The organism is Natronococcus sp. (assembly GCF_047921035.1).
Taxonomy (GTDB): Archaea; Halobacteriota; Halobacteria; order Halobacteriales; family Natrialbaceae; genus Natronococcus.
In genome coordinates, this window is sequence record NZ_JBLRWX010000102.1 from 1 (window position 1) to 11219 (window position 11219).

The following is an 11219-nucleotide window of genomic DNA, read 5'->3' on the forward strand; positions in this document are numbered from 1 at the left end:
ATGTTAGACAGGATAACTGTATATTCAAGCGATGGAATTGAGAACGTCTGATACGGATTGCTGTAACGATTTACCGGTGCAACCGCCGCACGGGTCGCGGTTGCGCCGGTAATGACTTACAGTAAACCGTATCAGTCCCACCCAGTGGTGGTTGGTCGGCACTGCAAACGTATCGCCGGCTATTCCATACGCACACGCAGCTAGCGAGTTATCCGCTTCTACGCACCGATTTACTGCGACGGCAACGCTCCCAGCGTTCGCCTGCCGGGTTGCCTTTCAATACGCTTCCGAGCGAACGGAGCGCGTATGACAGACACGACGCTGGACGACGTCGAGCGGAACCTGGGCCGCGTCGAGGACCTCGAGCAGGAGGAGGCGATCTCGGTGCTTCAGACGGCAAAGCGGGATCTCGAGGCGATGAGCACCGACGGCGACGTCGACGAGGAGCGCCGCCAGGCCCTCGAGGATCGGCTCGACCAGCGGATGCGGGAGATCGAGGAGCGAGACGCCTACGACGGCAACGTCGGCGAGGCGATGAACCCCGAGGACCACGACGCGCCCTGACGCCGCCCGAGAACCCGGCGAGATCGGCCGACCCCCACCGTTTTATTCCGCTGCCGTCCCCAGGGAGTCGTATGCGAATCGCACTACTGGGCGGCACCGGCGACATCGGCGAGGGACTCGCGCTTCGGTTCGCGCGCGACACCGACCACGAGATCCTCATCGGCTCCCGGGATCCCGAGAAGGCCCGCGACGCGGTCGCGGAGTACGAGGACGTCCTCGAGACGATCGGCGCCGAGGCGAACGTGAAGGGCTTCGTCAACGAGATGGCCGCGGATCGGGCCGACGTCGTCGTGCTCTCGGTCCCGCCGTACTACGCGGGCGATACGGTCGAGGCTGTCGCGGACGTCCTCGACGAGGACACCGTGCTGGTCACGCCCGCGGTCGGCATGCAGGGCGACGACGACGGACTCCACTACCACCCGCCGAGTGCCGGCAGCGTCACCGAACTCGTCGCGAAGCGCGCGCCCGACGAGGTGCCAGTCGTCGGCGCCTTCCACAACCTCGCGGCCGGCGCGCTCACGGACCTCGAGCTCGAGCTGGATCTCGACACGCTCGTCGTCGGCGACGATTCCGACGCGAAAGAACGAGTGATCGCACTGGCCGAGGAGATCGAAGGGCTCCGGGCGCTCGACGTCGGACCGTTAGCGAACGCGGCCGAGGTCGAAAGCGTCACGCCGCTCGTGATCAACGTCGCCCGGTACAACGACGACCTCCACGACGTCGGCGTGAAGTTCAACTAGCGGGCGGGCTCCGACTCGGATTCGGATTCGGATTCGGGCGCCGAGACGGACTCGGGACCCGACCAGGACGCATCGAGCGAGCGCAACGTCTCGAGGAACACCTCGGCGTCGACCGGTTTCGTGAGGGCGTCGTCGACGGGGAGTTCGTCGAGACCGAGCACTCGATCCTGCGCGGGATGGCCGGTGAGCACGATCAGAGGGATTTCCTCCAGTTCGGGCGTGCCCTCGATTTCGGTCGCGACCTCGTCGCCGTTCAACCGCGGCAGTTTGAAATCCAGGAGGACGAGGTCGGGACGGGGTGCGTCGGCGAACTCCCCGCGGCGGTGGAGAAAGTCCAGCGCGTCGCTCCCGTCGGTAACGACGTGAAACGTGGGCTCGATCGGCACCGTTCGCAGCGCCTCCTTCGTCAACCGCACGTCGCCGGGATTGTCCTCGACGAGTAAGATCTCCAGCGTCGCTGGAAACCCACCGGCACCATCCGACATGCTCCTACCTGCGAACGCCTCCCCCATGCAGTCGCTGCCTGTTATTTCAGGCATTGAAGTCCCCTCGCGAGATGTCGATCGTTCGTCGGCCCGCCTCCGGCTTCGGATTCTGAGAGAGATCTGCGGATGGATCCCTCTATCGGCGAACACGCGGCGAAAAATCGGGTGGCGCTCCGGGAACTACGCGCCGGCGTCCTCGAGGGCGTCCTCGAGGTCCTCGCGCTGGGTGACGCCGACGAAGCGCTCGACGACGCCGTCGTCGTTCTCGATGATCAGGGTCGGCAGCGATCGGACCTGGTACTCGTTGGCGACGTCCTGCTGTTCGTCGACGTTGACCTTCTCGACCTCGAATCGGCCCTCCCAGTCGTCCTCGAGCTCCTCGAGGATCGGATCCTGGGTTTTGCAGGGGCCACACCAGTCTGCGTAGAAGTCCTTGAGCGTGACGGACATGTGATCAGGCGTACTTGCCACGCGCCGCGCATAAGGGTTTCCCACTCGGGGGTTCGCGCCGGCTTCGCGGACGCCACGGATCGATCCCGACCGGGTCGGTCTCGAGGCCGTCCGCGGCGGCCGCGAGGGGCTGCTCGACTGGAAACTCATGACCGCTAGCGCCGTCCCCCCGAACCGGTTCGATCGTCGAAAGCTTTAGTTCAGCCCGGCCCGATGGTGTACGTATGGACAGAGGACAGAACTCCGGCGGGCTGATGTCCAGTGCCGGACTCGTCCGGTACTTCGACGCAGAGGACTCGAACGCGATCCGCATCGACCCGAAGACGGTCATCGCGACGGGAATCATGCTGGGCGTGCTCGTCCAGCTGCTGATCTTCGTCTCCTAGTCCTCGTTCCCGCCGTTCCCGACAGGTGCTCCGGTAGCGACGCCGTCGGAGGACTCGAGCCGCCTCCGTGACGCGGCGCTTTTGCCCGTCCGTTCCCTACCCGCCAGCCATGTCACTGACCGCCGGCGTCGTCGCCGTTCAGGGCAACGTCGACGCCCACGCCGACGCGATCGACCGCGCCGCGCGAGCCCACGGCCGGGAAGTTACCGTCCGCGAGATCCGCGAATCGGGGATCGTCCCCGACTGCGACCTGCTGGCGATGCCCGGCGGGGAGTCGACGACGATTTCACGGCTCGTCCACGGCGAGGGAATCGCCGACGAGATCCGCGACCACGTCGCGGCCGGAAAGCCGCTGCTCGCGACCTGCGCCGGCCTGATCGTCGCCTCGAGCGACGCGAACGACGACCGCGTCGACGAGCTCGGGCTGATCGACGCGTCGATCGAGCGCAACGCGTTCGGGCGGCAGAAGGACAGCTTCGAGGCGCCCCTCGAGATCGACGGTCTCGAGGAGCCGTTTCCGGCGGCGTTCATCCGCGCGCCCGCCGTCGACGACGTCGGCGACGCCGACGTGCTCGCGCGCTGGGAGGGGCGCCCGGTCGCAGTGCGCGACGGCCCCGTCGTCGCCACCGCCTTCCACCCCGAGTTGACTCCCGACAGCCGCCTCCACGGATTGGCCTTCTTCGAGAACGAGGAGTCGATCGGGCCGGCGCTCGAGGGGTCCGCCTAATTCGTCCGACCGATCTCGGATCTCGCGGCGGGCCGTCGCCGCTCGTGCAAGCATGTGCGACCGAACACGTTTTTCCGCTGCCACACGTCGGTCCGTCTATGGATGCAGCTATCGACGCCGTCCGCGTCGCGGGAACGCCGCAAGGGCCGGTACCCGTCGTCGTCCTCGAGGTCGAGGACGAGGACGACGTCGTCCCGATCTTCATCGGGTTCAACGAGGCCGTCAGCATCGACCGCGGCCTCGAGGCCGAGGATATCGGCCGGCCGCTGACCCACGACCTGTTGCTCGACGTCATGGAGGAACTCGGCAGCCGGATCGAGCGCGTCGTCGTCAGCGAGATCGAGTCCGGGGCGAACGACCGGGGCGGCACCTACATCGCCGACCTCCATCTGCAGACCCCCCGCGGCGAGACGGTGATCGACGCGCGCCCGAGCGACTCGCTGGCGCTTGCCGCCCGGACGAACGCTCCCATCGAGGTCACCGAGGACGTCTTCGAGGACGGCCGAGACGACAGGGAAAAGTTCGAGCACCTCGAATCGGTCCGTGACGTCTCCGGTGAGTTCTGAATGGACGACACGCTCGAAGCCCTGTTCGCCGTCATCGAGGATCGCAAGGAAACGCTACCCGAGGACTCCTACACCGCGTCGCTGTTCACCCACGAGAAGGGTGAGAACGCGGTGCTCGAGAAACTCGGCGAGGAGAACACCGAACTCGTGCTCGCGGCCAAGGACGACGACCACGACGAGATCGCCCACGAGGCCGCCGACATCGTCTACCACCTGCTCGTCCTCCTGTCGATGAAAGACATGGACCTCGAGGATCTCGAGGCCGAACTCGAGGCGCGGCGCTAAACGAGCGCCCGACGGCGCGGACGCTTGCAGCCGCCCGGACCAGATTGATGACGCTGATCGGTGTGAGAATGGCTGCATGGCAGTCCAACAGATCGAACACGCCGACGACCACATGCAGGAGTGTATCGACAACTGTCTCGAGGCCGCGCAGGTCTGCGAGTGGTGTGCCGACGCCTGCGCCGACGAGGGCGAGGACATGGCCCGCTGCATCCGGCTCTGTCGGGACGTGGCCGACATCGCCTCGCTACACGCCCGATTCATGGCTCGGAACTCGAGCTACCACGAGGAACTGGGCGAACTCTGTGCCGACGTCTGCGAGGAGTGCGCCGAGGAGTGCGAGGGCCACGACCACGACCACTGCCAGGCCTGCGCCGAGATCCTTCCGAAGTGCGTCGAGAGCTGCCGCGAGATGGCGTCGGCCTGAGCGAGATCGCTTCTTTCGACCCGGGATCCGGCGAGGCAGCGCTAGTACCGCCGGCCGGCGGGCTCGGAACGTCCCGAGTTGAGGAGTCCGCCGATCGCGCCCGCGATCGCGCTCTCGAGGGCCATGATGAACGACAGCGCCAGCGCGACGAGGAAGATCCCGAACCCGGCGAGGCCGCCCATGGCGCCGCCGATCGGTCCGCCGGCCCAGCCGGCGACGCCGACGACGAGCGCGACGAGCACGCCGGCGACGATCCCGCCGAGGGCGCCGGCGAGCAGCCCGTGCCAGAAGCCGCGGCCGAGCCCGCCGCCGGCGAGGTAGCCGGCGACGAACCCGCCGATCAGTCCCGCCGCGAGCTGGCCGACGCCCGGCAGCGTGAGCCCGACGATCCCGAGAACGGTGATGACGAGAAAGCCGATAATGACGGAACGCCAGTCGGTCATACCGATCCGTCGGACGCGAGCGGACATAAGCCCTCGGCGTGGATACTGCGGGGTACGACCCGTCGAATCGTCGGACGCAGTCCTCGCGAGGGCCGCGCCATAACGAACGACCTTTTACGACCGCGGGTTCTAGCTGGAGGCATGATTTTCGAAGACCTTCCGACCACGCCCACGTCGGAAGAGCTGATCGACAAGGCGTTCTCGCGGGCGGCGCGGGCCGGCAAGGCCAAGGGCGGCCTCGAGGCCCAGCAGTCGATGCTGCAGACGGCGGCGAACATCATCTCGGACAACCTGGAGAACGTCGTCACGGCCTGGCCCGACTTCGCCTACGAGGACGACGTCCATCCGTTCTACTACGAGATCGCGGACGCGATCGTCGACGTGGACCGCCTGCGACAGAGCCTCTCGGAGACGATGTGGGCCAGCCGCAAGGCCCGCGAGATCCACGAGGAGTACCAGCCGAAACTGCGAAAGACGGACATCGACACCGCGCGCAAACACCGCAAGCAGGCGTTCGCCCGCCTCGCGGACATCGTCGAACAGATCGACGACGAACTGCTGTACATCAACGAGTCGCGCAACGATCTGCGGGACCTGCCCGAGATCAGCCCCGACGAGCCGACGATCGTCGTCGCGGGCTACCCCAACGTCGGCAAGTCGTCGTTCGTCAACGACGTCACGAACGCCCGCGGCGAGACCGCCTCCTACCCGTTCACGACGAAGGGGATCGGGCTGGGTCACTTCGAGCGAGACCACATCCGCTACCAGATCGTCGATACGCCCGGCCTGCTCGACCGCCCGCCCCAGGATCGAAACGAGATCGAATCGCAGGCGGTAAGCGCGATCGAACACCTCGCCGACTGCATGCTCGTCGTCCTCGATCCCAGCGGGGAGTGTGGCTACCCCCTCGAGTCCCAGCTCGAACTCCGGGACGCCATCGCCGCGCAGTTCGAAGACGTCCCCGTGTTCACGGTCGCGAACAAGGTCGACCGCGCCGACCACTGGACGGCCGACGTCGAGGCCGACTACGAGATGAGCGTCGAGACCGGCGAGAACGTCGAGACCGTCCTCGACGCGGCCGTCGAGGCGATCGGCTACGAACCGGAACTGCCGTTCGAGGAGTGAGGACTACGGGACGATGAAGGGACCAGGAATCCTCTGGATGTTACAGACCGCGGCCGGCTTCTCGCTTGCCGGGCCGCTGTTTTTCCTCGCGGCGAACTACCTCTTTGCGGGGCGGTACGCCTGGGGGGCGAGCTTCCTGTTTTTCGGGCTGCTCGTGCTCTACTTCCCGACCTACCTCGTCAACCGCATCGGCGGGCCGCGAGCGTGGGTCCGACGTCGGCTCGGACGAGGTGGCGACGACGGAACCGAGGACGAGGACGGGACCGCGACAGACGACGGATCGGAGGCCGACCGATCGTCCGGCGTCGACCCCCGATCGACGCTCGAGCGGCTCCGGAGCCGTTGAGTAGCGAGGAACTGGGTGGGAGAACCGTGCGCTCGAAGGCGGGGCGAGCGACGCCTCACCGGCTGCCGTCCGACAGTATCACTCCTCGAGGATGGTGACGTACCGGATCTCGATCTCGACGTCGCCGTTGGCGTGTGGCTCGACGCGCTCGCGGATCTCGCTGGCCAGTCCGAGCGGGGACTCGCCGGGCGGGCCGCCGATCGTGACGACCACCCGCTCCGGGCTCTGGATCGGATAGTCCTCGTCCATGATCACCTCGATCTCGAGCAACTGGTACTGTTCGAACGCCTCGTCCTCGAGGGCCATCGTGATCTCCTCGCGAGTGTTCTCCTCGAAGTTGCCCGTCTGGTAGGACGAGTAGGTGATCGCCCCCAGGAAGACCGAGAAGACGAGCACGATCACGACGAGTCCGACGACGCGTTTTCGGACCCGCTGTTCGGTCTCCCCGAGCGCGAACAGGTTCTCCGGCCGGTATCCCAGGTACCACAGCGTCAACAGGCCGGCGAGGTTCACCGAGAGGACGTTGACGAAGACGAGCGCCGTCGATCCGATCGCCGCCGCGGGCTGGCCCCAGGCGATCGCGATCCCCGCCGCCGCCGCGGGCGGGATCAGCGCCGCGGCGATCATGACGCCGACGAGCGCGACGGAGATCCCCGTCGCGATACTGACGATTCCGGCGACGCCGGCCCCGAGCGCGACCGCCAGCGACAGCAGGTCGGGGGCGAGCCGTTCGGAGATCTCGTCGACCTCCGCGAGTTCGAGTCCGGGGGGAACGATGTTGATCGCCTGGACCGACCAGGCGAACACCGCCGCAGCGCCGATCGCGAAGACGACGCCGATGATCTGGTAGGTCATGCTCTCGACGAACAGCTCCTCGTCGTCGATCACCGAGCCGACGCTGGCACCGAGTGCGGGCCCGATCAGCGGCGCGATCACCATCGAGCCGACGACGACCGCCGGGGAGTCGAGCAGGAGGCCGGCCGTCGCGACGATCGAGCTGATGACCGTCATCGTCGAGTAGACGCCGAACGTCGGCGTCAGCGACTCCGCCTCGGTCTGGAGCTCCTGTCTCGAGATCCGGTCGGACTCGACGTCCCCCTCCTCGTACTCCTCGCGCAGTGCCTCGAAGCGCCGCGAGATCACCGTCTCGGCGTCGACGACGACCGTGTAGGCGTCCTCGCCGATCCCCGCCTCCTGGAGGTCGTCGAGCACCGGTTCGACCGCCGGCGCCGGCAGCGGAAAGTAGACCACCGCCGTGTAGTCACGGTCGCTCTCCTCGTCGGTCACGACGTAGTCGATCCCTCGATCGTCGAGCGTCTCGAGGATCGTCTGTCGCTTTCCCGTCGGAACCGTCAACTGTACGAGCCGCACGTCAGGTAGGTCGAGCCCCGGGGTCATAACTTCGGGCGCTTTCGGTGTGCAGTCGGTCGGTTTCGCCGACGCGTCGATCTCCGGATCGCCCGGAGACCGGAGGGGCGACAGCCGGCGGTCCGTGAACTATACCCGTCTCCCGTTCGTCTCCGATCCCATGACACACCGGGTCACGGTCTCGCTGGACGACGACGCGAAGGCGGCCCTCGAGACGCTCGCCGGCGAGACGGGGAAGGGACGGAGCGAACTCGTTCGCCGGGCGCTGTCGTTTTACGCCGCCAACTTCGAGGCCGCGAGCGAACGGCCGAGCGACAACTTGGAGCAGTACTACCGGATGCTCTCCTCCGGCGAGCACGTCCTGCTCGACGTGGACTTCCTGCACGCCTTCCTCGAGCACTGTTACGCGGGCGGCGACCCCGACCCGGCGTTCGTCGAGGCGGCCGACCGGGTCTCGGACTACCACGCCCGGGAGTACGAGGAGCGGTTCGAGGGCGTCGGCGAACTCCTCGAGTGGCTCGCGTTCTGTGGCTTCCTCGAGGTGCGCGACGAGGCCGACGGCGTCTACCACGTCGTCTTTCCGTCGGAGGCGATCCAGTGGCTGATGACCCGCTTCATCGAGCGCAGCACCGCCTCGATGCCGATCGAACTCGAGGTCGAACGCGGCGTCTCGAAGACGATCATCGCCGAGCGCTCGAGCGGCGAGTAGCCGAGGATCACCGCATACGAGTTCATACCTTCTCATACGGTGACCGGTCGGAACGGTCGAACCGACGAAGACGTATGATCGACGCTCAACAACCCTTATGTTGCTCTCGGAGAGCGAAGAGTGTGTACACTCACCATGGGTCTTGTAGACAGGTTGAAAGCGATCGGACCGGGCGCGCTCGTCGCGGCGGCGTTCGTCGGTCCGGGAACCGTCACGACCGCGAGCGTCATCGGCGCGGAGTACGCATACGTGCTCGTCTGGACGATCGCCTTCTCGATCGTCGCGACGATGGTCCTCCAGGAGATGAGCGCGCGGCTCGGGCTGGTCTCCCGGGAGGGGCTCGGCGAGGCGCTCCGAGACGAGTTCTCGAACCCGCTGGCGAAGTGGGCGTCGGTCCTGCTCGTCGTCAGCGCGATCGGGATCGGAACGGCGGCGTTCCAGACCGGTAACATCGTCGGCGGCGCGGCCGGGCTCGCGACGATCACCGGCGTCAGCGAGAACGTCTGGGGACCGCTGATCGGGATCGTCGCGGGCGCGCTGCTCTGGTCGGGCAACTACAAGCTGATCGAGCGGGTCTTCGTCGGCCTCGTCGCCGTCATGGGCGGAGCGTTCCTGCTCAACGCGATCATGGTCCGGCCGGACCTCGGGGCGCTCGCCGGCGGCCTCGTGCCGACGGTACCGGAGGGGTCGGCGTACCTGATCGCCGGCCTCGTCGGTACCACCGTCGTCGGCTACAACCTGTTTCTGCACGCGAGCACCGTCCAGGAGCGCTGGGGCGGTCCCGACGACCTCGCGGAGTGTCGGACCGACACGATCGGGATGGTCGTCGTCGGTGGTCTCATCACGACCGCGATCGTCGTGACCGCGGCCGCGGTGTTCCCCGAGGGAACCTCGATCGCCGACGTCGGCGAGATGGCCGACCAGCTCGAGCCCGTCTTCGGCGGCTACGCGCTGACGTTCTTCGCGGTCGGCCTCTTCGCGGCCGGCTTCACGAGCGCGATGAGCGCACCCCTCGCGGGCGCCTACGCGACGGCCGGCGCGCTCGGCTGGGAGCGCGACCTCAAATCGACCCGCTTCCGGGCGATCTGGGTGACGATCCTCTCCGTTGGGGTCGTCTTCTCGGCGGTCGGGTTCAACCCCGTGCGGGTAATCGTCTTCGCGCAGGTCGCCAACGGCCTCCTGTTGCCGGTACTGGCCGTCTTCCTCATCTACGCAATGAACAACGAGGGGCTGCTCGGCGAGTACACGAACAGCACGCTGCAGAACGCTCTCGGCGGGCTCGTCACGCTCGTCGTGGTCGGTATCGGCCTGCAAACGCTCTACGACGTCCTCATCCTCTGAATGCACGACAATAGCGACACACCCGAACGACGTACGGTCTCGGCGAACACCACCGCAGCGGTTACGGACGGCGGAACGACCGCCGAGGCGAGCGAGACCCGGATCGGCGTCGACGTCGGCGGCACCTTCACCGACGTCGCGCTGTCGGTCGACGACCGCCTCGTCACGGCCAAGGTCCCGACGACGACCGACCGACAGCACGTCGGCGTCCTCGAGGGGATCGCGAAAGCCTGCGACCGGGCGGGCATCGAGCCGAGCGAGATCGACGCCTTCGCCCACGCGATGACCGTCTCGGTCAACGCCTTGCTCGAGCGCGGCGGCGCGAAGACGGCGCTCGTGACGACCGCGGGGTTCCGAGACGTCCTCGAGATCGGGCGTCAGGATCGCCCCGACCTGTACGACCTCGAGGTCGAGAAGCCCGACCCGCTGGTTCCCCGCCGGCGTCGCTTCGAGGTCGACGAGCGAACGACCGCCGAGGGGGTCGAACGACCGGTCGACCCCGACGAGGTCCGGAAACTCGCAGCGACGCTTCGCGAACGGGGCGTCGAGAGCGTCGCGATCTGTCTGCTCCACGCCTACGCCGACGCCGAGAACGAGCGACGGATCGCCGACGTGCTGCGCGAGGAGCTCGAGGTTCCCGTCTCGGCCTCCCACGAGGTGCTCGCGGAGTTCCGCGAGTTCGAGCGCACCTCGACCACCGCGGTCGACGCCTACGTCCGTCCCGCGATCGACCGCTACGTCGGCCGGCTCGTCGACGAGGCGGCCGAACAGGGGTTGCCGGCCCCACGGATCATGCAGGCAAACGGCGGGATCGCCGACCCCGAGACCGTTCGCGACCACGCCGTGACGACGACGCTGTCGGGGCCGGCGGCGGGCGTCGTCGGCGCCGCGGCGACGGTCGACGACGCCGACGTCGAGGGACTCGTCACGTTCGACATGGGCGGCACCTCGAGCGACGTGAGCCTCGTTCGCGACGGCGAGGCCGAACGGACCACGGACGCCGAGATCGACGGGCTCCCAATCCGGACGCCGATGGTCGACGTCAACACCGTTGGCGCGGGCGGGGGATCGGTCGCCTGGGTCGACGCGGGCGGCGCCCTTCGGGTGGGTCCCCGGTCGGCGGGCGCCGAACCCGGCCCCGCCTGCTACGGGAAGGGCGGCACCGAGCCGACCGTCACCGACGCCAACGTCGTGCTCGGCTACATCGGCCCCGACACGGCGCTCGGCGGCGAGATGACCCTCGACGTCGATGCGGCCCGC

General features: G+C 67.5%; 16 protein-coding genes. 12 read left to right on the forward strand and 4 right to left on the reverse strand.

Annotation, left to right across the window (positions count from 1 at the left end):
• Window positions 1-306 precede the first annotated feature (306 nt).
• Entirely contained in the window at window positions 307-564 is a 258-nt protein-coding gene (locus tag ACNA7R_RS16685; protein ID WP_416284666.1) for a hypothetical protein, read from the forward strand.
• A gap of 71 nt (window positions 565-635) precedes the next feature.
• Entirely contained in the window at window positions 636-1304 is a 669-nt protein-coding gene (npdG, locus tag ACNA7R_RS16690; RefSeq protein WP_416284667.1) for an NADPH-dependent F420 reductase, read from the forward strand.
• Here the strand turns inward: npdG and ACNA7R_RS16695 are convergent.
• Together ACNA7R_RS16695 and ACNA7R_RS16700 are read right to left on the reverse strand one after the other, a co-directional pair.
• Window positions 1301-1789 (reverse strand): response regulator, encoded by a 489-nt coding sequence (locus ACNA7R_RS16695; protein ID WP_416284680.1) that lies wholly within the window; start codon window positions 1787-1789, stop codon window positions 1301-1303. The two genes, npdG and ACNA7R_RS16695, sit on opposite strands and share 4 nt — an antisense overlap.
• Window positions 1790-1969: 180 nt before the next feature.
• Window positions 1970-2239: a thioredoxin family protein gene (locus tag ACNA7R_RS16700; protein WP_416284668.1), complete on the reverse strand. Its 270-nt coding sequence runs from the start codon at window positions 2237-2239 to the stop codon at window positions 1970-1972.
• Between the two features lie 224 nt (window positions 2240-2463).
• On the opposite strand from ACNA7R_RS16700, the gene ACNA7R_RS16705 reads away from it, so the two are divergent.
• The 5 genes from ACNA7R_RS16705 (at window position 2464) to ACNA7R_RS16725 (ending at window position 4627) form a co-directional block, all read left to right on the forward strand.
• A complete protein-coding gene (locus ACNA7R_RS16705; RefSeq protein ID WP_005553336.1) occupies window positions 2464-2625 on the forward strand; it encodes a preprotein translocase subunit Sec61beta in 162 nt (53 codons plus the stop codon).
• 109 nt (window positions 2626-2734) lie between these two features.
• On the forward strand, window positions 2735-3352 hold the full coding sequence (pdxT, locus tag ACNA7R_RS16710) for a pyridoxal 5'-phosphate synthase glutaminase subunit PdxT (protein ID WP_416284669.1): 618 nt from the start codon (window positions 2735-2737) through the stop codon (window positions 3350-3352).
• A 98-nt stretch (window positions 3353-3450) separates the two neighbouring features.
• Window positions 3451-3918: a bifunctional nuclease family protein gene (locus ACNA7R_RS16715; protein WP_416284670.1), complete on the forward strand. Its 468-nt coding sequence runs from the start codon at window positions 3451-3453 to the stop codon at window positions 3916-3918.
• Window positions 3919-4203 (forward strand): phosphoribosyl-ATP diphosphatase, encoded by a 285-nt coding sequence (gene hisE, locus ACNA7R_RS16720; protein WP_416284671.1) that lies wholly within the window; start codon window positions 3919-3921, stop codon window positions 4201-4203.
• A 76-nt stretch (window positions 4204-4279) separates the two neighbouring features.
• Window positions 4280-4627 (forward strand): four-helix bundle copper-binding protein, encoded by a 348-nt coding sequence (locus ACNA7R_RS16725; RefSeq protein WP_416284672.1) that lies wholly within the window; start codon window positions 4280-4282, stop codon window positions 4625-4627.
• 41 nt (window positions 4628-4668) lie between these two features.
• Here ACNA7R_RS16725 and ACNA7R_RS16730 read toward each other — a convergent pair whose 3' ends face one another.
• Entirely contained in the window at window positions 4669-5070 is a 402-nt protein-coding gene (locus ACNA7R_RS16730; RefSeq protein WP_416284673.1) for a DUF5518 domain-containing protein, read from the reverse strand.
• Window positions 5071-5211: 141 nt separating this feature from the next.
• Here ACNA7R_RS16730 and ACNA7R_RS16735 point away from each other — a divergent pair, with 141 nt between their 5' ends.
• Window positions 5212-6195 carry an NOG1 family protein gene (locus ACNA7R_RS16735; RefSeq protein WP_416284674.1) on the forward strand — a complete coding sequence of 328 codons (984 nt, stop codon included), beginning with the start codon at window positions 5212-5214 and terminating at the stop codon, window positions 6193-6195.
• A gap of 13 nt (window positions 6196-6208) precedes the next feature.
• Window positions 6209-6541 (forward strand): hypothetical protein, encoded by a 333-nt coding sequence (locus ACNA7R_RS16740; RefSeq protein ID WP_416284675.1) that lies wholly within the window; start codon window positions 6209-6211, stop codon window positions 6539-6541.
• Between the two features lie 78 nt (window positions 6542-6619).
• On the opposite strand, the gene ACNA7R_RS16745 is transcribed toward ACNA7R_RS16740, so the two are convergent.
• Complete coding sequence (locus ACNA7R_RS16745) at window positions 6620-7912, reverse strand: TIGR00341 family protein (protein ID WP_416284676.1); 1293 nt, start codon at window positions 7910-7912, stop codon at window positions 6620-6622.
• A 157-nt stretch (window positions 7913-8069) separates the two neighbouring features.
• Here ACNA7R_RS16745 and ACNA7R_RS16750 point away from each other — a divergent pair, with 157 nt between their 5' ends.
• From ACNA7R_RS16750 to ACNA7R_RS16760, 3 genes are all read left to right on the forward strand, one after another.
• Entirely contained in the window at window positions 8070-8618 is a 549-nt protein-coding gene (locus tag ACNA7R_RS16750; protein ID WP_416284677.1) for a ribbon-helix-helix protein, CopG family, read from the forward strand.
• Window positions 8619-8753: 135 nt separating this feature from the next.
• Window positions 8754-9959, forward strand: a complete 1206-nt coding sequence (locus tag ACNA7R_RS16755; RefSeq protein WP_416284678.1) for an Nramp family divalent metal transporter — start codon at window positions 8754-8756, stop codon at window positions 9957-9959.
• A partial coding sequence (locus ACNA7R_RS16760; RefSeq protein WP_416284679.1) for a hydantoinase/oxoprolinase family protein occupies window positions 9960-11219 on the forward strand: 1260 nt, incomplete at its 3' end. It lies immediately after the preceding gene.

What these genes read in the sequence shown, in the direction of transcription:
- ACNA7R_RS16695 (WP_416284680.1), bottom strand. Translation starts at nt 1,789, where the DNA reads ATGTCGGATGGTGCCGGTGGGTTTCCAGCGACGCTGGAGATCTTACTC.
- ACNA7R_RS16735 (WP_416284674.1), top strand. Translation starts at nt 5,212, where the DNA reads ATGATTTTCGAAGACCTTCCGACCACGCCCACGTCGGAAGAGCTGATC.
- ACNA7R_RS16725 (WP_416284672.1), top strand. Translation starts at nt 4,280, where the DNA reads ATGGCAGTCCAACAGATCGAACACGCCGACGACCACATGCAGGAGTGT.
- ACNA7R_RS16715 (WP_416284670.1), top strand. Translation starts at nt 3,451, where the DNA reads ATGGATGCAGCTATCGACGCCGTCCGCGTCGCGGGAACGCCGCAAGGG.
- ACNA7R_RS16755 (WP_416284678.1), top strand. Translation starts at nt 8,754, where the DNA reads ATGGGTCTTGTAGACAGGTTGAAAGCGATCGGACCGGGCGCGCTCGTC.
- ACNA7R_RS16705 (WP_005553336.1), top strand. Translation starts at nt 2,464, where the DNA reads ATGGACAGAGGACAGAACTCCGGCGGGCTGATGTCCAGTGCCGGACTC.
- pdxT (WP_416284669.1), top strand. Translation starts at nt 2,735, where the DNA reads ATGTCACTGACCGCCGGCGTCGTCGCCGTTCAGGGCAACGTCGACGCC.
- ACNA7R_RS16740 (WP_416284675.1), top strand. Translation starts at nt 6,209, where the DNA reads ATGAAGGGACCAGGAATCCTCTGGATGTTACAGACCGCGGCCGGCTTC.
- ACNA7R_RS16750 (WP_416284677.1), top strand. Translation starts at nt 8,070, where the DNA reads ATGACACACCGGGTCACGGTCTCGCTGGACGACGACGCGAAGGCGGCC.
- npdG (WP_416284667.1), top strand. Translation starts at nt 636, where the DNA reads ATGCGAATCGCACTACTGGGCGGCACCGGCGACATCGGCGAGGGACTC.
- ACNA7R_RS16700 (WP_416284668.1), bottom strand. Translation starts at nt 2,239, where the DNA reads ATGTCCGTCACGCTCAAGGACTTCTACGCAGACTGGTGTGGCCCCTGC.
- ACNA7R_RS16730 (WP_416284673.1), bottom strand. Translation starts at nt 5,070, where the DNA reads ATGACCGACTGGCGTTCCGTCATTATCGGCTTTCTCGTCATCACCGTT.
- ACNA7R_RS16685 (WP_416284666.1), top strand. Translation starts at nt 307, where the DNA reads ATGACAGACACGACGCTGGACGACGTCGAGCGGAACCTGGGCCGCGTC.
- hisE (WP_416284671.1), top strand. Translation starts at nt 3,919, where the DNA reads ATGGACGACACGCTCGAAGCCCTGTTCGCCGTCATCGAGGATCGCAAG.